The sequence below is a fragment of the Streptomyces sp. NPDC007095 genome (assembly GCF_040634475.1).
GTDB lineage: Bacteria > Actinomycetota > Actinomycetes > Streptomycetales > Streptomycetaceae > Streptomyces.
The window spans coordinates 21,636-41,601 of sequence record NZ_JBEYFS010000093.1; the positions used below are offsets into that span (position 1 = coordinate 21,636).

At 70.9% G+C, this 19,966-nt stretch carries 17 protein-coding genes; 2 read left to right on the forward strand and 15 right to left on the reverse strand.

Going from position 1 to position 19,966, the window contains the following annotated elements; translation table 11 throughout:
* The 13 genes from ABZ656_RS28775 to ABZ656_RS28835 all read right to left on the reverse strand — a co-directional run bounded on the left by ABZ656_RS28775 (position 1) and on the right by ABZ656_RS28835 (position 15,025).
* The gene (locus tag ABZ656_RS28775; protein WP_360271351.1) at positions 1-1,143 is read right to left on the reverse strand and encodes a pectinesterase family protein; all 1,143 of its coding nucleotides are present in this window, start codon (positions 1,141-1,143) and stop codon (positions 1-3) included.
* A 197-nt stretch (positions 1,144-1,340) separates the two neighbouring features.
* Entirely contained in the window at positions 1,341-2,675 is a 1,335-nt protein-coding gene (locus tag ABZ656_RS28780) for a pectate lyase (RefSeq protein ID WP_360271353.1), read from the reverse strand.
* 40 nt (positions 2,676-2,715) lie between these two features.
* Positions 2,716-3,510, reverse strand: coding sequence for a rhamnogalacturonan acetylesterase (locus ABZ656_RS28785; RefSeq protein WP_360271355.1), 795 nt, complete (start codon positions 3,508-3,510; stop codon positions 2,716-2,718).
* Positions 3,511-3,678: 168 nt separating this feature from the next.
* Complete coding sequence (locus tag ABZ656_RS28790; RefSeq protein WP_360271357.1) at positions 3,679-5,016, reverse strand: sugar ABC transporter substrate-binding protein; 1,338 nt, start codon at positions 5,014-5,016, stop codon at positions 3,679-3,681.
* A gap of 45 nt (positions 5,017-5,061) precedes the next feature.
* Positions 5,062-6,597, reverse strand: coding sequence for a family 43 glycosylhydrolase (locus ABZ656_RS28795; protein WP_360271359.1), 1,536 nt, complete (start codon positions 6,595-6,597; stop codon positions 5,062-5,064).
* Entirely contained in the window at positions 6,597-7,451 is an 855-nt protein-coding gene (locus tag ABZ656_RS28800; RefSeq protein WP_360271361.1) for a PmoA family protein, read from the reverse strand. Before ABZ656_RS28800 ends, ABZ656_RS28795 begins: the two co-directional genes overlap by 1 nt.
* On the reverse strand, positions 7,448-8,701 hold the full coding sequence (locus tag ABZ656_RS28805; protein WP_360271363.1) for a Gfo/Idh/MocA family oxidoreductase: 1,254 nt from the start codon (positions 8,699-8,701) through the stop codon (positions 7,448-7,450). Before ABZ656_RS28805 ends, ABZ656_RS28800 begins: the two co-directional genes overlap by 4 nt.
* A complete protein-coding gene (locus ABZ656_RS28810) occupies positions 8,698-9,600 on the reverse strand; it encodes a carbohydrate ABC transporter permease (protein ID WP_101405859.1) in 903 nt (300 codons plus the stop codon). Before ABZ656_RS28810 ends, ABZ656_RS28805 begins: the two co-directional genes overlap by 4 nt.
* Positions 9,597-10,532, reverse strand: a complete 936-nt coding sequence (locus ABZ656_RS28815) for a sugar ABC transporter permease (RefSeq protein WP_101405858.1) — start codon at positions 10,530-10,532, stop codon at positions 9,597-9,599. Before ABZ656_RS28815 ends, ABZ656_RS28810 begins: the two co-directional genes overlap by 4 nt.
* Before the next feature lie 163 nt (positions 10,533-10,695).
* Positions 10,696-12,447 carry an L-arabinonate dehydratase gene (araD, locus tag ABZ656_RS28820; RefSeq protein ID WP_101405857.1) on the reverse strand — a complete coding sequence of 584 codons (1,752 nt, stop codon included), beginning with the start codon at positions 12,445-12,447 and terminating at the stop codon, positions 10,696-10,698.
* Entirely contained in the window at positions 12,444-13,352 is a 909-nt protein-coding gene (locus tag ABZ656_RS28825) for a dihydrodipicolinate synthase family protein (RefSeq protein ID WP_360271365.1), read from the reverse strand. The genes araD and ABZ656_RS28825 overlap by 4 nt, the downstream gene beginning before the upstream one ends.
* Positions 13,349-14,005: a GntR family transcriptional regulator gene (locus ABZ656_RS28830; protein WP_101405855.1), complete on the reverse strand. Its 657-nt coding sequence runs from the start codon at positions 14,003-14,005 to the stop codon at positions 13,349-13,351. The genes ABZ656_RS28825 and ABZ656_RS28830 overlap by 4 nt, the downstream gene beginning before the upstream one ends.
* A 420-nt stretch (positions 14,006-14,425) precedes the next feature.
* Positions 14,426-15,025, reverse strand: a complete 600-nt coding sequence (locus ABZ656_RS28835; protein ID WP_360271367.1) for a TIGR03086 family metal-binding protein — start codon at positions 15,023-15,025, stop codon at positions 14,426-14,428.
* Between the two features lie 181 nt (positions 15,026-15,206).
* Here ABZ656_RS28835 and ABZ656_RS28840 point away from each other — a divergent pair, with 181 nt between their 5' ends.
* The gene (locus ABZ656_RS28840) at positions 15,207-16,379 is read left to right on the forward strand and encodes an MFS transporter (protein ID WP_101405853.1); all 1,173 of its coding nucleotides are present in this window, start codon (positions 15,207-15,209) and stop codon (positions 16,377-16,379) included.
* 190 nt (positions 16,380-16,569) lie between these two features.
* Here the strand turns inward: ABZ656_RS28840 and ABZ656_RS28845 are convergent, their stop codons facing one another.
* Together ABZ656_RS28845 and ABZ656_RS28850 are read right to left on the reverse strand one after the other, a co-directional pair.
* Entirely contained in the window at positions 16,570-17,742 is a 1,173-nt protein-coding gene (locus ABZ656_RS28845) for a hypothetical protein (protein WP_101405852.1), read from the reverse strand.
* Positions 17,739-18,725 (reverse strand): 5-dehydro-4-deoxyglucarate dehydratase, encoded by a 987-nt coding sequence (locus tag ABZ656_RS28850; protein WP_101408221.1) that lies wholly within the window; start codon positions 18,723-18,725, stop codon positions 17,739-17,741. The genes ABZ656_RS28845 and ABZ656_RS28850 overlap by 4 nt, the downstream gene beginning before the upstream one ends.
* A gap of 253 nt (positions 18,726-18,978) precedes the next feature.
* Here ABZ656_RS28850 and ABZ656_RS28855 point away from each other — a divergent pair, with 253 nt between their 5' ends.
* Positions 18,979-19,803 carry an NAD(P)-dependent oxidoreductase gene (locus ABZ656_RS28855; protein WP_101405851.1) on the forward strand — a complete coding sequence of 275 codons (825 nt, stop codon included), beginning with the start codon at positions 18,979-18,981 and terminating at the stop codon, positions 19,801-19,803.
* The last annotated feature ends 163 nt before the right edge of the window (positions 19,804-19,966 follow it).

Consider the following 19,966-nt stretch of genomic DNA (forward strand, 5'->3'; position numbering starts at 1 on the left):
TCAGCACCCCTTCCACGGCGTCCAGTCGCCGAGATACGCCTCCCGGGTCGCCGACTCGGCCTCGACGGGGCTCAGCTGGGGACGGTTCTCCGGGACGCTGATCACCGCGCCCGGCCCCGTGTTCCGGTACTCGGCGAAGCGCTGGCTCTGCCAGGGGTAGGCGTCCGCCATGTCGGTGTAGGGCGCGACCGCGTCGATCCCGGCGGCGAGGCGGGTGTCGCGGACGGTCAGCATGGGCCGGGCGGTGGTGTCCGAGCCGGGCACCCAGGGGCGGGCCAGCTTGTAGTACGCGTCGGGGGCCTCGCTGCTGACACGGCCGTGGGTGACCAGGTAGCCGCGCGGGTTGGCGAGCGCGGTGGAGGGGGCGAACACGAAGCCGTACGGGGCGGCGGCCAGGTCCGTGCGGTTCAGGGTGCGGAAGTGGCAGCGCTCGAAGACGGCGGTCGCCCGGCCGAAGACGAAGTCCACGTCACCCTCGACGTAGCAGTCTCGGTAGTACTGGCGGGCGAAGGTGCCGAGCGCGATCGAGTCGGAGTACAGCGTGTCCTGGTGGCCCAGGAACCGGCACCCCACGAACGCCGAGCGGTCGCCCTGCACCTTGACGGCGACCGCCTGGGTACCGGTGATCTCGGGGTGGTCGGCGCGCAGGAAGTCGTTGGCGAAGGTGATCCCACGGGCGGTGAACCCGTCGGCCTGCACGGTGGTGGTGGCCGACCCGGTGGTCCCGTAGGTACCGCCGCCGGGCTTCGGCGTGCCGTTGGCGTTGTCGTACACGACGACGACGTCACGGGGGTCCCCGGAGGCGCCGATCCAGGTCATCTCCGTACGGGCGACGCCGACGGCGACGGTCTCCCGGTACGTTCCCGGCGCGATGACCAGGGTGTATCCGGCCCCGCTCCCGGCGCTGACGGCGGCCTGGACGGTGGTGTGGTCGCCGAGGCCGCCGGGGTGGACGTACAGGGTCCGCCCGGTGAGCCGGGCGGACGGCGAACCGTAACGCCCGAAGGGAGATTTCTCCTGGGGCCGCGCCTGGGCCCGCGCGGGAGTCGCGAGGCCGAGCGCGAGAGCGGCTCCGGCACTTGCGACGAGGAAGGTTCTCCGGCCGGGGACGGCAGGGCCGGGTGTGGTGGTGCGGGAGAGCATGGCGATGCTCCTTCGCTGTGCCGCGAGGCTCAGAGGCCTCGCGGGCTCTGCGGGAGGGACGAGGGGCCGGAGCGGCACGCCCTGGGTGAGGGGCGGTGCGGAGCCGCTCCGGCCTGACCGGGAGGGCTGGAACGATCGGAGCCGGTTCGACCGGATCAGCTGGTCGACCGGATCAGCTGGTCGACCGGATCAGCTGGTCAGCAGATCTTTCCGGCGCCCGCCCCGTGGTCCACGATCCGCGGCACCGCCCTGGGCGAGTCGACCTTGGTCCGCAGGGTCGGCGTCCATCCGGCCCCGGACTGCAGCGTCTCCGCCGGGATCTCCGCGTTGTGCACGGCGATCAGGTCGGTGGCCGCCCCGTTGACGTAGTTGTCCGCCGCGGTGAGCGGCGCCTCCTTCCACTTCTTCAGGACGGTCGCCGCGCTGACCCCGGCGGGCAGCGTGAACGCGTTGTGCTCGGCGACGAGTTGGGACTCCATGCCGATGCCGTAGCTGTAGGAGTAGCCGTCGCCCGCGACGAAGTGGTTGTTGTAGGAGTCGACCTGGCCGAAGCGGACGCGGGGCGCGCGCTCGACGAGGTTCGAGAACAGGTTGTGGTGGAAGGTGACCTTGAGGTGGCCCCGGTCGACCGCGGCGGTGGACGCGCTGTCGCTGTTGCCGATGAGGATCGTCTTGTCGTGGTCGGCGAAGACGTTCCAGGAGGCGGTCACGTAGTCCGCGCCCTTGACGATGTCCAGCTCGCCGTCGTGCTGCTCGAAGATCCGGCCGAAGTACGTGGGCAGCGTGCTGTCGGGGTGGTCCCCGTCGGTGAAGGTGTTGTGGTCCAGCCAGACGTGCGTCGAGCCGTACACCACCGCACTGTCGTACTCGGAGTTCCAGTTGCCGACGGAGGTGTCGGTCGGGTCCCACTGCGGGAAGCAGTCGAGCGGGCTCTCGAAGGTGAGGTTGCGGACGATGACGTTGTCCACGGCCTTGATCTGGAGGCTGGCGCCCTTGAACCCCGCGCCCTTGCCGAGGCCGACGAGGGTGGTGTTGGCGGGGATCTCCGCCTTGATGGCGGTGTCCTGGTTGGCGGCGGAGGCGCGGCGCAGGCCTTCGGGGCTGTCGTCGGGCTCGGCGTCCAGGTTGGTGCCGTATCCCCAGTTCTCCGGGGAGTACTTCTGCAGATAGGCGTCGAATTCGTAGCCCGGCGCGGCGAAGGAGTCGCAGCCCTCGGCGTTGGCGTCGATCGTGCCCTTCACCTGGATGATCTTCGGGGCGGTGCCGCCGTTCTTCAGCGCGGCCTTGAACTCGGCCCAGGTGGTGACGGTGTACACGTGCGCGGCGTCGGCCGCCGCACCACCGGAGGTCCCCGTGCCGTAGGAGCCCCAGCCGTCACCGGCGGCGAGGGTCCCTCGACCGAGGTCGCCCGACCGGGCCTGGGCCTGGGCGGTGGTGCCGGTGACGGCCAGGGCCAGAGCGGTGCAACCGACCAGCAGGGCCGTCGTCGCCGGCCTTGCTGTGGCATGTCCATGCCATCTCTGTGTGTTCACTGTGCGGCTCTCCTTCTGGCGGAGGTTCTGTGGAAGGGGATTACGCGGCCGCGTCCGGCCAGGTGATCCAGGACACGGGGACTTCCTCGTCCAGCCGGCGCACGTCCCGGTGCGCCAGCACCCGGCGGTGCAGCAGCTCGGCCGCGACGAGACGGGCCACGGCGATCGCGCCCGGCGGGTTGAAGTGGGTGTTGTCCTGCTCGGTCGTGGTCCAGTTGAAGTACTTCTTGGTCTCCTCGACGCCGAGCCGCTGCCACAGGGCGATCGACAGGGCCTGGATGTCGAGCAACGCCACGCGCTCCTGTTCGGCGAGGGCGCGCATCGCCGCCGGGTAGTCGCCGTGGGTCGGCACGGCGTTGCCGTCCGCGTCGAACTTTCTGCGCTCGACGGGGGTGGCGAGCACGGGCCGCGCGCCACGGGCCCGCGCCCCGTCGACGTACTGCCGCAGGTAGTCCTGGTACGTCGTCCAGGGCTCGGTGTAGCGCGTCGGGTCGGCGCTCTTCTCGTCGTTGTGCCCGAACTGGATGAGCAGGAAGTCTCCGGGCCGGATCACGTCGAGGATGACGTCGAGCCGCCCCTCGTCGACGAAACTCTTGGAACTCCGCCCGTTCACGGCGTGGTTGGAGACTTCCAGGTGCTCCCGCACAAAGAACGCAAGCGCCATGCCCCACCCGGTCTCGGGCGCGGCGTCGGCGTACTTCTGGGCGGCGGTGGAGTCACCGGCGATGTAGAGGGTGCGGCGACGCTGGGCGGCTTGTGCGATGCCGGTTGCCGCAAGGGCGACCGGAACGGCGGCAAGAGCCGCCGAGGTGACCTGTCTGCGGGTGAGGGACACAGAGGTGTGCCTTTCAAGCAGAGGGTGGACCCGCGCCCCGTCTTCAGGGGCGCGGGGCTGTATCGATGTGCGGCTCCGCCGCGTGGGCGCGACCAGCCACGCCCGGCCCGCGGTCGCCACACAGCCTCGAAGACCACGAACCGACCGCACCCGGCCCAGCCAGCGGAGCTAGTGGTTCGACTTCCAGTCCGCCTGCGCCTTGTTCAACTGGTCGGCCAACGTGTCCAGGAACTGCTTCGCGCTCATCTTCCCGAGCAGCAGCTTCTGGAAGCTCGGCTCGTTGTCGGACTTGGAGATCGTGTTCCAGTCCGGCAGGTAGTACGGCAGCTGCACGATCTTGGTACCGGCCCCGTTCAGCGCCTCCGCGGCCAGCTTGGTGGGCTCGGCCTTCTGGATCCACGCGTCCTTCGCGGCGTCGGTGTTCGCCGGGACCTGTCCCGCGGACTCGTTGAACTTGGAGTTCTCCGCCGCCGAGAGGGCGAACTCGACGAACTTCCAGGCGGCCGCCTTGTTCTTGCTGGACTTGAACAGGCTCATCCCGTCGACCGGGTTGGACACCTGCACGCGGGTGCCGTCGTCCTGCGTCGGGTTCGGGATGCCGCGGAACTTCTCCGCGCCCAGCGCCTTCACGTGGTCCTGGTAGGAGCCGAGGTTGTGGCTCAGCATGCCGATGGTGCCGCTGTCCCACTGGGCGACCATCTTGGTGAAGTCGTTGTTGACGTCGGCGGACGGGGTGTCCTTCTTGTACAGGGCGATGTACTTCTCGAGGGCGGCGACGTTCTTCGGGTCGTTGACGGTGGTCCTGTCGCCGTTCCAGAACGAGGTGATGCCGGTCTGGCCGTACACCGCGTCGAGGGCCGGCGCGATGGCCCCCTCGCCGCCCCGGATGGTGAAGCCGAACTTGTTCTTGCCCTTGTCGGTGAGCTTGTCGGCGGCGTCGTAGAACTTCGACCAGGTGGTCGGGGCGTCCAGTCCCGCCGCCTTGAACAGGTCCGTCCGGTACCAGAGCGTGCCGTTGTTGGCGGAGGTCGGCACCTGATACAGGGTGTCACCGCCGCCCGCGGCCCGGCTGACGTCGAGCAGGTTCTGGCTCAGCTTGCCGTTCAGCGAGCTCCCCTTGAGCCGGCTGTCCAGCGGCTCCAGCGCGCCCTGGACGGCGACCTCGGCGAGCATCGCGGTACCCACGCCGCCGACATCGGGCAGGCCGCCGCCCTGGATGGCGGTGTCGTACTTCGACTGGGCGCTCGCCGCCGGGATGCCGACGTACTTGACCTTGATGTCCGGGTACTTCTTCTCGAAGTCCGCGATGATCTGCTTCCAGATGTCGGTGCGGACACCGCCGTTGTTGTCCCAGAAGGTGATCTCGCCCTTGCCGGAGCCCTCGGTGCCCTTGTCGCCCGCCGCTCCGCTGCCGTTGTCGCCACAGGCGGTGACGGTGAGCGCAAGCACGGAGCCCAGGGCGACGACCGTCGCGGCACGCCCGGTTCTGTGGATGTTGATCTTCATTGATCGGCTCTCTTCTTCTGGATCCAACGGGGTTGTGTGGTCTTGTCAGCGGAAGGAACTGGTGATGCGGAACTGCGTGAACGAGGCCGCGCCGGCGTGTCCCCCGCCGACGGGCGCGAGTGCGAAAAGTCCGAGCAGGGCGCCGACCCAGCGCCAGGAGGTGGCGGCGAAGACCTGGCCCGAGGACCGCCGGCCGCCTCCGACGTCGTACGAGAACCGGCAGCGCGCCCCCGCCCCGCTCTCGATCCACAGCCGGGCCCGCCCCTCGGGCGCCTCTCGCGGAGGTGCGGCGTCGCGCTCCCGCTCGGCGACCGACTCGGCGAACCGGTGCACGAGCCGCACCGACCCGTCCGCCTCCCGCTGGAGCCCGATCCAGCTGAAGGCGTCCCCGAGCACCGCGAGCCCCGCCCGTGCCCCCGGTTCCTGGCTGTCGAGGCGCAGCTCCACCTCGACGGTGGCGGGAATGCCGGGTAACCGCTGAGTGAGGACGTTCGGCAGTCTGCGCAGGTCGTGCGCGTCCACCGTCCGTACGCAGCTCAGCCGCAGCCCGTCCCCCGAGTGCTGGGTGGCCCAGCCGTCCTGCCGGTTGGCGGTCCACTGCCACTGCCGTCCGAACCGGCCGCCGGGGAAGTCGTCGTCGGTGGCGGGCGCGGAGGGCGGCTGGGGCGGCAGTCGCGGCTTCCGGTGTACGGCGACGGGGGCGCCCTCGTCACCGAGCACCGGCCAGCCGTCGGCGGCCCAGCGCATCGGCTGGAGATGGACGACACGCCCGTAGGGCCCGCGCTGCTGGAAGTGCGCGAACCAGTCCTCGCCGGCCCCCGTGCGCACCCAGCCGCCCTGGTGGGGGCCGTTGACCTCGGTGTCCCCCTGCTCCAGCACCACCCGCTCCTCGTACGGGCCGAAGAAGCCGCGCGAGCGGAAGGCGCCCTGCCAGCCGGTCTCCACTCCCCCGGCGGGTGCGAAGATCCAGAACCAGCCGTCGTGCCGGTAGGCCTTGGGCCCTTCGAGGGTGAACCAGCCCGGGATCCGGTCCCCGTCGATGATCACCTTGCCCTCGTCGAGCAGCTCGGTGCCGTCGGGGCGCATACGGTGGCCGGTGAGCCGGTTCTTGACGCCCGAACGGGACTTGGCCCAGGCGTGCACGAGATACGCCTCGCCGGTCTCCTCGTCCCACAGCGGGCAGGCGTCGATGAGGCCCTTGCCCTCCTTGACCAGGTGCGGCCGGGTCCAGGGACCGCGGATCTCAGGGGCGTTGACCTGGAAGATGCCGTGGTCGGGGTCGCCCCAGAAGATCCAGAAGCGGTCGTCGTGGTGCCGCAGGGACGGGGCCCACACACCGCAGTCGTGCCGGGGCTTCCTGAATTCCCGCGCGGGTTCCAGGAGCCCGAGCGCGTGTCCGACGAGCGTCCAGTTGACCAGGTCGCGGGAGTGCAGGAGCGGCAGTCCGGGCGCGCGGCCGAAGCTGGAGGCGGTGAGGTAGAAGTCGTCGCCCACGCACAGGAGGTCGGGGTCGGACCAGTCGGCGTCGAGGACGGGGTTGCGGTAGGTGCCGTCGCCGAGGTCTGCGGAGGCCAGCGCCATCAGGGGCTCACCGCCTTCCGCACCAGCGCCGCGGCCTCGCTGCTGTCGAGGGCGCCGTCCGCGACGACGGTGACGACCCGGCGTACGACCGTCTCCCCGGCCGGGATCGGCAGCCGTTCGGTGTGCGCGAGGGAGGATCCGACGCCCGGGTACTCGGCGGTGCGCACGAACCACGGGTCGCGGCGGGTCGCCGCGGTGGCCCCGGCGAAGACGAGGGTCCAGCCCGCGCCCACGAGGGCGAGCCAGTCGGCGGGGGCCCCGTGGACCGCCTCCTCGCCCTCGGTGTCGGCGGTGAAGACGCGCGGCGCCCGCCCTTCCTTGCGGGCCCGCCAGAAGAAGCCGCCGTAGGCCGCTTTGGGCCGCCCGTTGGTGGCCGGGCTGCCGATCGAGAGGGGGCGGGTGGTCGTGTTGGTGAGGGAGAAGGTGAAGTCCAACGCCCAGGCGGAGTCGGTGAGTTCGGTGACGGCGACGGTACGGCGCTCGCGCAGCAGCTCGCCGCCCGCGGCCACCCAGCGCAGCTCCTCCACGAAGCCGTCCGGGTCGCGCAGCTGGAAACCGGAGTGCCGCTGGGCGCCGTGGTTGGCCAGTTCGGTGGGTCCCTGGTCGCGGACGTAGGTGCGCCCGCCCCAGAAGTTGTGCCCCTCGACGTCGGGAACGGCGACACCGACGCCGAGGTGGTGGGTGTGGTCGGCGGGGCTGAGCTCGGTGACGGCCGTGCCGGCCAGGGTGGTGACCGGGTGGAGGTAGGGGCGCGGCGAGAACCGGGGCGCGAGTTCGGGCCGGGTGACGTACCGGCCGACCGGGCGGCCCGCGACGCGCAGGACGAGCGAGTCGGTGCTCTGTGCGTGGTTCATCGGGTGCTCACCTCGCTTCCCACCTTGTTCGCGGCCTCGTTCGGGACGTTGCTCGGAACGTCTTTCGAGGTCGGGTTCGGGAACCGGTTCGGCCGGGCCCAGGAGGCGCCGAGCTCGGAGTAGAGGGCGAGGGTGTCGGCGGCGGCCGCGACGAGTCCGTCGATGCCGGGCACGACCCTGCGGTTCTCCTCGGGGAGCGGCTCCCAGGCGTCGGCGGGCAGCGCGAGCGGGTCCGGCGCCTGCCGGATCGCCTCCACCACCTTCATGAAGGCACCCGTCGCATCAGGCGTGACCAGCAGTCCGGCACCCTCCGTCAGATGCGCGACCAGGTTCTCCAGCAGGTCCGTGCGGCCGTACTCGATCTCCTCCGGGCCGTGCCCGGACCGCTGCACCAGCACCCGGTCCTGCTTGTACCAGAAGGTGATCCGGCCGCTGCTGCCGTGCACCAGGACATACGGTTCGCCGGGCCGCTCGGCACAGAGCGTGGCGGCGACGGTGACCCGGCCCCGCGGGGTGGTGATCCGTACGCAGGAGGTGTCGTCGGACTCGATGTCGTTGGCGTGCAGCAGCTCGGTCTCGATCGCGGTGACGTCCTCGGCGCGGGTGGATCCGTTGAGCGCCAGGGCGGTGGCGACGGCGTGCGCGAGGGGGTTGGTGAGCGCCCCGTCGATCACGTCCACGCCGTTCAGACGGCGCTTGCCCGCCCACGGCGCTCGCCGGTAGTACGCCTCGTCGCGCGCCCAGGCGCCCGCCCCTCCGATCCCGGTCAGCTGACCGATCACACCCTGCGCGATCAGCTTCCGGATCGCGGGCACGGCGTGCGAACCGAGCGACTGGAACCCGATCTGGCAGACGACCCCGGCCGCGGCCACCCCGTCGGCCATCCGGCGGAACTCGGCGTACGACGGCGCGGGCGGCTTCTCCAGCAGCAGGTGTACGCCCTTGCCCGCGGCGATCAGCGCCAGGTCGGTGTGGGTGGGGATGGGCGTGCAGATCAAGGCGATCGCGGCGCCGGTGGAGTCGAGGAGGGCGCCGAAGTCGGCCGACTGCTCGACCGTTTGCCCGTTCAGTTCCTCTGCACTGAGCGGGGTCAGCTCGCAGATGCCCGCCAGCCGTACGAGCCCCTTGTCCTGGAGCCGACGGATGTTCTCCAGGTGCCAACGGCCGTGACCGCGCGCACCCGCGAGAACGACGGGCAGCGGCAGTCGGCCGGTGGACGTGCTCGACGGAAATCCCTCGGCGGCCCTCATCCCTTCACCGCCCCCGCGCTGAACCCGGTGATCAGCCACTTCTGGATGAAGGCGAAGACGATGACGACGGGGACGGCCGCGATGATGCCGCCCGCGGCGAGCGCGCCCAGGTCGACGCTGTCGGAGCTCATCAGCGTGTTGAGGCCGACGGGGATGGTCTGCTTGCTCTGGTCGCTGAGGAACATCAGGGCGAACAGGAAGTGGTTCCAGGCGTGCACGAAGGCGAAGGAGCCGACGGCGATCAGCCCGGGCCGCAGCAGGGGCAGGACGACGATCCGGAAGGCGGTGAAGCGGTCGCAGCCGTCGACCCAGGCGGCCTCTTCGAGCGAGTACGGGACGTTCCTGATGAACCCGCTGATGAGGATCATCGACAGCGGCAGCTGGAAGACCGTCTCGGCGATGATGACGCTGCCCAGCGAGTTGATCATCTGGAGCTTGGCGAAGATCTGGAAGAGCGGGACCAGGAGCAGCGCGCCCGGCACGAACTGGGAGCAGAGCAGCGCAAGCATGAAGCCACGCTTGATCCTGAAGTCGAAGCGGGCCAGGGCGTACCCGCCGGCGAGGGCGACGAGGGTCGTCATCACCAGCGTGGCGACGGCGATGAGCACGCTGTTCTGGAAGTAGGTCCCGAAGCTGCGGTCGTTCCACACCTTGTCGAAGTGCTCGAAGGTCATGGGCCAGGGCACGAGCGAGGTCGAGCCGGCCGGGCGGAGCGCGAAGAGCAGGATCCAGTAGAAGGGGATCAGAGTGAAGAGGAGGTAGAGGGAGAGCGGGAGGTAGATGTGCCAGCGCGGGACCTCGTCCCAGGCGCGGCGTTTCTTCCCCGGGCGCTCCCGGGGTTCCTCGGCGAGCGGGGCGGGCGCCGTGGGGGCGCTGATCGTGGCGTCCTTGGTGATCACTTGTCCCCGCCTCCGAACTTGCTCAGTCGCAGATAGACGACCGAACAGAAGAGCAGAATCACGAACGCGACCGTGGTGAGGGCGGACGCGTAGCCGAAGTTGTGGGCGTCGACGCTGGTGTTGGCGATGTAGAGCGGGAGGGTCGTCGTCTCGCCCGCGGGACCACCGCCCGTCAGCGTGTAGAGCAGGTCGACGTTGTTGAACTCCCAGACCGCGCGCAGCAGCGTGGACAGGATGATGGCGTCCTTCAGGTGCGGCAGTGTGATGTGCAGGAACTGCTTGAAGCGGCTGGCGCCGTCGACCTCGGCGGCCTCGTACAGGTCCTTGGAGACGGACTGGAGGTCGGCGAGGATCAAAATCGCGAAGAAGGGGACACCGCGCCACAGGTCGGCGACCACGGCCGCCGGGAAGACGGTGGAGGTGTCCGACAGCCAGCTGGTGCCGTACTGGCCGATGCCCGCATCGGCCAGGTAACGGGTGATGCCGGTCTGGGAGTTGTAGAGCAGCACCCAGATCGCGGAGGTCAGCACGCCGGAGACGGCCCAGGGCGAGAAGACCAGCGCGCGGCCGACGGCCCGTCCGACGAAGGTCTGGTTGACGATCAGCGCGAGCGCGAGCCCGAAGAGCAGTTGCAGGCCGACCTCGACGAAGACCCACTTGGCGCTGAAGGTCAGCGTGTCCCAGAACTGGGGGTCGCTGGTGAAGGCGTGGGTGAAGTTGTCGAGGCCCGCGAAGCCGTTGCGCCACGGTTTGGTGGGGTTGTAGTTCTGCAGGCTGTAGTAGAAGACGCTGATGACCGGGTAGGCGATGAAGCCCAGCATCAGCAGGCCCGCCGGGGCGATCAGCAGATACGGGAGCTTGCGGGGCGTCGCCGAGCCACGGCGCCGCCGGGGTGGCGCGGGCTGTTTCGCCACGACTGCGGCTTGGGCCATGACTGTTCTCCGTTCTGGCGGGTGCCGTGGAACGCTTGCTGTACCGACAGGAAGCGCTTGCTACGTACACATGGGTGAAGCGCTTGCTGTTTGCTGATCAGTGCTTGCTGTTCGAGATGTCGATCAGGTGAGACTCAAAGAGGGGCGGCCCGCGCGGGCACGCTCAGCCCGCGTACGGGTCCGGCACCTTCCCCGGCCGGGCCAGGAACGCGAAGTCGCAGCCGGTGTCCGCCTGGGTGATCTGCTCGTTGTAGAGCGCCCCGTACCCGCGCTCGTACCGTTCGGGCGGCGCCGTCCACTCCGCCCTGCGCCGCTCCAACTCCTCGTCGTCCACGTTGAGCTGGAGCGACCGTGCCCCGACGTCGAGGGTGATCGTGTCCCCGGTGCGTACCAGGGCGAGCGGTCCGCCGATGTGCGACTCGGGCGCCACGTGCAGCACACAGGCGCCGTAACTCGTGCCGCTCATCCGGGCGTCGGAGATCCGCACCATGTCCCGTACCCCCTGCTTCAGCAGATGGTCGGGGATGGGCAGCATCCCGTACTCCGGCATGCCGGGACCGCCCTTGGGCCCGGAGCCCCGCAGCACCAGCACGCTGTCCGCCGTGATGCCGAGCGACGGGTCGTTGATGGTCCGCTGCATGGTCTTGTAGTCGTCGAAGACGACCGCGGGACCGGTGTGCTTGAGCAGGTGCGGCTCGGCGGCGATGTGCTTGATGACGGCTCCGTCGGGGCAGAGGTTGCCGCGCAGTACGGCGACTCCCCCCTCGGCCGCGACCGGGTTGTGCCGGGTGCGGATGACGTCGTCGTCGTGCACCTGGGCGCCGGCCAGCTGCTCACGCATGCTGTCGTACGACACCGTCGGCCGGTCCAGGTGCAGCAGATCGGTGATCCGCGAGAGGAACCCGGGCAGACCGCCGGCGAAGTGGAAGTCCTCCATGAGGTACTTCTGGCCGCCGGGCCGGACGTTCGCGAGCACCGGCACGGTCCGCGCGATGCGGTCGAAGTCGTCGAGCGTGAGCGTGACACCCGCGCGGCCCGCCATGGCGATCAGATGGATCACGGCGTTGGTGGAGCCGCCGAGCCCGAGGACGGTCGTCACCGCGTCCTCGAACGCGTCCGCGGTGAGGATGCCGGACAGCTTCCGGTCCTGACGGACGAGTTCGACGATCCTCAGGCCCGCCGCGGCCGCCATCCGGTCGTGCCCGGAGTCGACGGCGGGGATGCTGGACGCGCCGGGCACGGTCACCCCGAGCGCCTCGGCGGCGGCCGTCAGCGTGGACGCCGTACCCATGGTCATGCAGTGCCCCGGCGACCGCGCGAGCCCGCTCTCCAGCTCGGTCATCTCGCAGTCGCCGATGAGTCCGGCGCGCTTGTCGTCCCAGTACTTCCACATGTCGGTGCCGGAACCGAGGACCTCGCCCCGCCAGTGACCGGGCAGCATCGGTCCGGCGGGCACGAAGACCGCCGGCAGGTCGACGGACGCGGCGCCCATGAGCAGGGCGGGCGTGGACTTGTCGCAGCCGCCCATCAGTACCGCGCCGTCGACGGGATACGAGCGCAGCAGTTCCTCGGTCTCCATCGCCAGCAGGTTGCGGTAGAGCATCGGGGTCGGCTTCTGGAAGGTCTCACTGAGGGTGGAGACCGGGAATTCGAGCGGGAAGCCCCCGGCCTGCCACACCCCCCGCTTCACGGCCTGCGCGCGGTCGCGCAGATGGACGTGACAGGGGTTGATGTCGGACCAGGTGTTCAGGATCGCGATGACCGGCTTGCCGAGGTGCTCCTCGGGAAGGTAGCCGAGCTGGCGGGTGCGGGCCCGGTGGCTGAAGGAGCGCAGACCCGACGAGACGCCGCTGCCGTACCACTGATGGCTCCGGAGCTCCTCGGGGCGCTTCGGCTCCTTTCCTCCCTGGCTCATATGGACCACCCCGCGGCGATGGCGGCGACTTCCGCGCGCTCGGAGTCGGGCAGCTCCCTGCTCGGCGGTCGGACCTCGCGGCGGCACAGGCCGAGCGAGGCGAGGGCCTCCTTGACCACGGTGACGTTGTTGGCGGAGGTGTTCGCCGCGCGCAGCTCCTCGAAGCGGCGGATCTGCTCCCAGACCTTCATGGCGGCCGGGTAGTCACCGGCCCGGAGGGCTTCGATCATGTTCAGGGAGACGGCCGGGGCGATGTTCACGAGGCCCGAGGTGAAGCCCGTGGCACCGGCCGAGAAGTACGACGGGGCGTACGGTTCGGCGAGGCCCGCGACCCATACGAACCGGTCGAGCCCCGCGTCCCGGGCGAAGGCGGCGAAGCGGGCCGCGTCCGGGACGGCGTACTTCACGCCGATCACATTCGGGCAGACGTCGGCGAGGTCGACGAGCCGGGCGCCGGGCAGCACCGGGTTTCGGATATAGGGCACGACGCCCAGTTCCGGCACGGCCTCGGCGATGGCCCGGTGGTAGTCGACCCAGCCGCCTTCCGAGACGTAGGGGTGCACGGGCTGATGGACCATCACCATCTGCGCCCCGAGCTCCCGGGCGTGCCGGGCGGAGGCGATGGCGGTCGGCACGTCGTGTCCGACGCCGACCAGGACGGTGGCACGGTCGCCGGCCTCGTCGATCGTCAACTCGGTGACGAGCTGCCGCTCTTCGGGGGTCAGGGCGTAGAACTCACCGGTGTTGCCGTTCGGGGTGAGGGTACGGACGCCGCCGTCGAGCAGCCGACGCAGCAGGGCCCGGTGGGTGTCGCGGTCGATCGTGCCGTCCTCCGCGAAGGGGGTCACGGGGATCGCCACGACCTCGGCGAGCGCCGCCCGCTGGGTCTCGTACGTCGCTGTCATTCCTGTCCAACCTCTTCCTGGGCCGCGGGGAAGGCCCGTCGCACGAACGACTCGATGTGGGCGTGCAGCGCACGGGCCGCGCCGTCGGAGTCACCGTCGAGGGCGAGACGCAGGATCTCCCGGTGCTCGCTGGCCTCGCGCTCCCAGGACGGGTCCGCGGCCCAGGCGACCGCCGACACGAGAGCGGCCTGGTCACGCACTTCGTCGAGCATCCGGCCGAGCAGCGGGTTGCCGCAGGAGACGTACAGGGCGCGGTGGAACTCCCGGTTGGCGAGCGAGCGTTCGGCGGTGTCGGAGGCGTCGTCGGCGCGGGTCAGCGCGTCGCGCGCGGCGTCGAGCGACGCCTCGCGCCGTACGGTCCGCCGCAGCGCCTCCGGCTCCAGCAGCAGCCGCACGTCGTACACCTCGCGCGCCATGTCCGCGTCCACCATGCGCACCGTGACGCCCTTGTACTGGTTCATCACGACGAGTCCGGTACCGGCCAGGGTCTTCAGCGCCTCACGCACGGGCGTCTTCGACACCCCGAACTGTGCGGCGAGCTCGGTCTCGACCAGGGCCTGTCCCGGGGTCAACTGCCCGGTGAGGATGCGGTGTTTGATCCCCTCCAGCACGAACTGCGTGCGGGACGGGATCGGAATGGGCACAGAGGTCATGCGCGCCTCTCGGATCTGTATCTGATCTCGTGTATCGCGTCTCATATATGACGTACGAAGTACGACGCGTTGAAGGTAGGAGCGCAGCCGTGTTTCGTCAACGCTTCCGGCAAAAGAAGTTGGAGTGACCGACGGGGGCAGGTCGTCGGGGCGCGGACGGGGTGGGCACGCCGCACGCCGGTCCGTGCACGACAGAGCTGATGTGCATGTGCAACATGGCGAAGGCGCCGGGGCCCGCTTCGGCGCCACAAGACGCCTCCGCCCCGGCGCCTCTCTTCCGCACTGCACCGCATTCCGCTTCCGCGCGGCACTGCACTCGCGCACCGCACGTAACTTCACTTCCGCACAGCACCCCACCTCGCTCCGCACGGCTCCCCGCTTCCGCGCCGCGAGGCTCCCGTGGTCTCCGGCAAGGCCGGGCTACGGCTTCCAGCCGGGGTCGCGGCCGCTCAGGCCGATCACGCGGTCGAGGAGGGGCGCATCGTCGGGCACCGGCACCACGGGGCCGAACGCGCCCTCGCCCGGACCGGATTTCTCGGCCGCGGCGGCGAGGAAGCCGTACGCCGCCCGCAACGCGACCTCGTCGGGCTCGTACTCCTGGCCGGTGGCCCGGGCCAGGTCCCAGCCGTGCACCACCAGCTCGTCGGCGGCCACGGCCCCGGCGACCGCGCCCGGCAGCGTCACCCCGCCGGCACGGGTCACGCCGGTCCACGCGGCCGGGTCGCGCCAGGCCTCGGCGAGCTCGTCGAGCGCCTTCGGCAGGGCCGCGCGCCAGTCGGGCCCGATGTCCGGCACCACGGAACCGGGGTTGGTGTCGGTCGTGACGCCGAGGTCCTTGCGCCCGGCGTCACGGAAGGCGCCGGCCAGTCCGCCCAGATGCCCGAGCATGTGGTGCACCGCGAGCCCGGGACAGGGCGTGGCGAGGTCGAGCTGCTCCTGCGTCATCCCCGCCGCGAGGCGCGCCACGATCAGGGCCTGCGGCCCGAGGTCGAAGGTGTCGAAAGTCCGGTCGTCCGTCATCCGCTGCTCCCCGGCGCTTGAGCTCTTCAGCTCGTCGGCTCATCTGTGACTCCACTCCGGAGACAGACCGAGACGGCGCCCGGAACTCATCGCTCCCGGCCGAGGAGAATCGCTCCCGGCCGAGGAAATAGGTCGGATGCCCGATCCCCGACCGCCCTCCTCAGAACCACGATCACCTGTCATGACATGGACGGTGACGCGTGTGCTGGGTGACCGCAACGCGGGGTTGTACCTGGCCGGAGTGGTGGTCTCGGGCTTCGGCTCGTCGGCGATGTGGCTGGTGTCGGGCATCTGGGTCAAGGACCTGACGGGCTCGAACGGTCTGGCGGCCCTGTGCGTGTTCGCCCTCTGGGCCCCCACGCTCGTCGGCCCCGTCCTCGGCGTGCTCGCGGACCGCATCCGCCGCCGGCCGCTCCTGATCGCCCTGAACCTGGCCCTGGCCGCGCTCCTGCCGACGCTGTCGGCCGTGACCACCCGGGAGGACCTGTGGATCCTCTTCACGGTGCTTTTGCTCTACGGGGCGGCGGGCGTCGTCCATGACGCGGCGGAGTCGGCGCTCATGGCCACGGCTGTCGACAGGCACCTCCTCGGCGACTTCAACGGCCTGCGCATGACGGCGGGCGAGGGCATGAAGCTCCTGGCTCCGCTGACCGGGGCGGGCCTGTACGCGGCGTACGGCGGTGCGCGGGTGGCCGTCCTGGACGCCGTGACGTTCGCCCTCGCGGCCGGGCTGTACGCGCTGCTGCGGGTCCGCGAGGCCCCGCCCGTCCCGGACCCCTCGGCCTGGCGGGCGCGGACCGCCGCGGGCATCCGCCACATCCGGCATCACCCGGAACTCCGGCCACTGATCCTGGCCGCCGCCACGACCATGCTCTTCGCGGGCGTCAACGGCGCCACGGTCTACGCCGTCGCCGAGGGTCTTGGCCACTCCCCCGCGTACGTCGGCCTCCTCTACGTCGCCCAAGGCGCCGGCTCGGTGCTGATCGGCCTGGTCTCGGGTCCCCTGCTCCGCCGACTGGGCGAGCGTCGCTTCGCCGCGTACGGCATCGCCCTCACGGCGGTCGCGGTCGCCCTGCGCGCGGTCCCGTCCGACGCGGTGGCCCTGGTCTGCGGCGCAGGGATCGGCTTCGGCCTCCCCTGCGTCCTGATCGCCGCGTACACCGCCGTCCAGCGCGAGACTCCGGCCCCGCTCCTCGGCCGCACCTCCGCCACCGCGAACACCCTGATGTACGCCCCGAACGCGCTCGGGCTGGCCGTCGGCGCGGGCCTGATCGAACTGGTCGACTACCGGCCGCTGCTCCTGGCCCTCGGGCTGGCCCGCCTCCTGACGCTGCCCCCGCTCACCCGCACCTAGTGCCGCAACAGGCAACGTTCGCCCCGTCGCGACGCCCGGCACGCACTCTCGCCGCACCGGCCGAAAGCCCAAGTACGTCCAGTACGAGGACTTCCGGCCGGCACGCCGAGAGCACGCACCGGACGCCGCTCCTTGACGGGCAAACGTTGCCTGCCGCGGCACTAGAAAACGCACCCCTCCGGGTCTGGGCTCAGGCCGGCCCCGTCAACACCGCCCGCACGGCGTCCAGATCCCCGTCCGAGGCCAACCCCGCGTGATAGAGCCGCAGTTCGGTCGCGCCCGCCGAAGCCGCCCGAGCCGCGTCCTCCGCCAACGTGCCCGGACTGCCTCCCATCCCTGACACGACCGTGAAGTTGGCGGCCAGTACGGCCGCGTCCCGCCCCTGTTCCGCGAACGCCGTCAGCGTGCCCACTCCACCGGTGCACGGCACCACCACCCCGTCCGCGACGGACAGAATGTGCCCGGGATCGACCCCGGCGTTCGCCCCGCAGTGGTACGACACGGGATCGGCGTGCAGCAACACCTGGAAGCCGGCCGGCGCGGCCGCCCGAACCGCCGCGACCGTCGTCTCCTGGAGCGAACGGGCCACACCCTCACGCCACGCGCGCGTGGCGGCCGCCGTCTCGCCCCCGAGCAGCTTCTCGACCGCCGGCCAGCCGCCGTCCGACGGCACGTCCCCGCGCCACACCGGCTCCAGCGCCTCCCGGACGGCCGACGCCAGGTCATCCGTGTCGAGCCCGCATCCCCCGTACCCCTCCCGGCAGGCCGCGCAGAAGCAGAGCGACATCAGGTACTGCCCGGCGTCCCCGAGCACCACCCCGCCGATCTTGTCGTGGGCGTGCAGATGCGTGAGGCCGTACCAGCCGAGCGACTCCAGCTCCGTACCCGGCGCCCCGGGCCGCACCGCCGCCTCCACTGCGAGGTCGACGAGGTACGCCCGCGTGTCGGCCTGCGCGATGCACGGCGCCCACGCATAGCGGTCCCCGTAGGCGTTGACGACGGAGGTGGACGGATGCTCTGCACCCATCCGGGAGTTGTGCGCGAGGACCACCCATGTGTGGACGTCCAGCCCGGCCTCCGCGAGCGCCCCGGCCGCCTCCCCGTACGCGTCCCCGGGCGCCCACTCCCCGGCGGCGTACGGCCGCAGCGCGCGCCCCTCCCACCGTGCGTCGTCGACGGGGTACAGGACGGCGGCGTGCGAGGCCGTCACGATCCGGTGCCGGGGGTGGCGAGGGGTCAGCGCCCGCGTGGAGTGGTACGCGGAGGCGAGCGTCACCTGCCGCACCCCGAGTCCGGCGATCCGCTCGGCCGCCCCCGGATCCCCGACGACGTCCCACGGATAGACGAAGGCGGACGCCTTCACTCGCCCTCCCCCAGCCGTCCTTCTCCCTCAGGCTCCTCAGGTCCTTCGCGCGGCTCCAGCAGCGCATACCCGCGCTCGATCAGCTGCGCGAGCTGCTTCACATGGTCCTCGGTCGGCTCGTGCAGCGGCGGCCGTACCTCACCCACGTCCAGCCCCCGCAGCCGCACCCCCGCCTTGACCAGGGAGACCGCGTATCCGCGGCCCTGGGCCCGCAGGTCGACGAAGGGGCGGTAGAAGCCGTCCAGCAGCCGGTTCGCCGTCTCGTCGTCGCCCGCGTCGAGCGCCGCGTGGAACGCCAGGGCGATCTCGGGTGCGAAGCAGAAGACCGCCGACGAGTACAACGTGATGCCGATGCCCCGGTACGCGAGCCCCGTCAGTTCGGCGGTCGGCAGCCCGTTGAAGTACAGGAAGTCACCGGGGACCTCACTGCGCACCGCGCTCACGATCCGCTGCATCAGGTCGAGGTCGCCCACCCCGTCCTTGAAACCGATGATCCCCTCGGTGCGCGCGAGTTCGACCACGGTCTCGGGCGTGAACACGGCGTTGTCGCGCTGGTAGACCACGATGTCCAGCGAGGTGGCGGCGGCGAGTTCCCGGTAGTGCCGCAGGAGCCCCTCCTGCCCCGCCACCACCAGATACGGCGGCATCGCGAGCAGCGCGTCGGCCCCGGCCTCCTCGGCGAGGCGTGCGAACCGTACGGCGAGCGCGGTCCCGTACCCGGCGCCCGCGACGACCGGAACCCGCCCGGCCGTCTCCTCCACGGCCGCCCGCACGCACTCCTGGAACTCCTCGGGCGTGAGCGCGTGGAACTCCCCGGTGCCGCAGCAGGCGAAGACGGCGGCGGCACCGGCCTCGACGCCGCGTCGCACGTGCGCGCGGTAGATGTCGAGATCGAGGGCACCGTCGGGGCCGTACGCCGTGACGGGGAAGAACAGCGGCCCGCTGGGGATGCTGAGCCGAGCGGCAAGGGGGGCTGACGTCACGGACTCTCCCTGGGGCAGGTGCTCACGCACACAACAGCCGGTGCATGTTTCTGATCCATGTCCATATTTCTGAACGCCACCACGCTAAAGCGCGACCTTGGGGCCGGTCAAGCGCGCACACCCGCGACACAGCAGCGGATTCGCCACCTCCGCGCGACACTTGACGGAGCAGGTCGGCGCTCCTTAGCGTGTCCATGGATGTGAATGCCGTACACGAATACGGCCACTCACGTGGCCGTGAGGAGACACCCGCATGCCCGCTCCCCGCACCGTTCTGCTCACCGGCGCCGCCGGCGGACTCGGCACCCTGATGCGGGGGCTGCTGCCGGACTACGGCTACCAGCTGCGCCTCCTCGACCTGCTGCCCGTCGAGGGCGAGCCGGACGCGCTCACCGCGGACCTCGCGGACAAGGCCGCCCTGCGCGAGGCCGTGCGGGGCGTCGACGCGGTCATCCACCTCGCGGGCATCTCCCTGGAAGCCTCCTTCGACAAGATCCTCAAGGCGAACATCGAGGGAACGTACAACCTGTACGAGGCGGCGCGCGAAGAGGGCGTACGACGGATCGTCTTCGCCTCCTCCAACCACGCCGTCGGCTTCACCCCGCGCCCCCGGGGCGAGGCCCCCTTCGACGACAGCGCCCTGATCCCGATCGACACCCCGCGCCGCCCGGACACCTTCTACGGGCTCTCCAAGTCCTTCGGCGAGGACCTGGCGCAGTTCTACTGGGACAAGCACGGCCTGGAGACGGTCTCGGTCCGCATCGGCTCCTGCTTCGCGGAGCCCACCAGCGTGCGCATGCTCTCCGTCTGGATGAGCCCCGAGGACGGCGCCCGCCTCTTCCACGCGGCGCTGACCGCCGAGGACGTACGGCACACGGTCGTCTACGGCTCCTCCGCCAACACCCGCCTGTGGTGGGACCTCTCGACGGCCCGGGCGCTGGGCTACGAGCCGCGGGACGACTCCGAGCCGTACGCCGAGAAGCTCATCGCCGAACAGGGCGAGCTCGACCCGGCCAACCCGGACCACGCCCACCTGGGCGGTCACTTCACGACGCACCCGCCGATCTGGCCGTACTGACGACCGGACGGCCGCACTCACGACCGGACGGCCGGAAGACGACCGTGCGGCGAGGGCGCGAGAAGGCGGGCGGGCACCGAACGGGCCCCCCCCCCCCCCCAATAGGGCGAACAACACGACCCCCGACCACCCCCCCCCCCCCACCCCCCCACAGCGGCACACG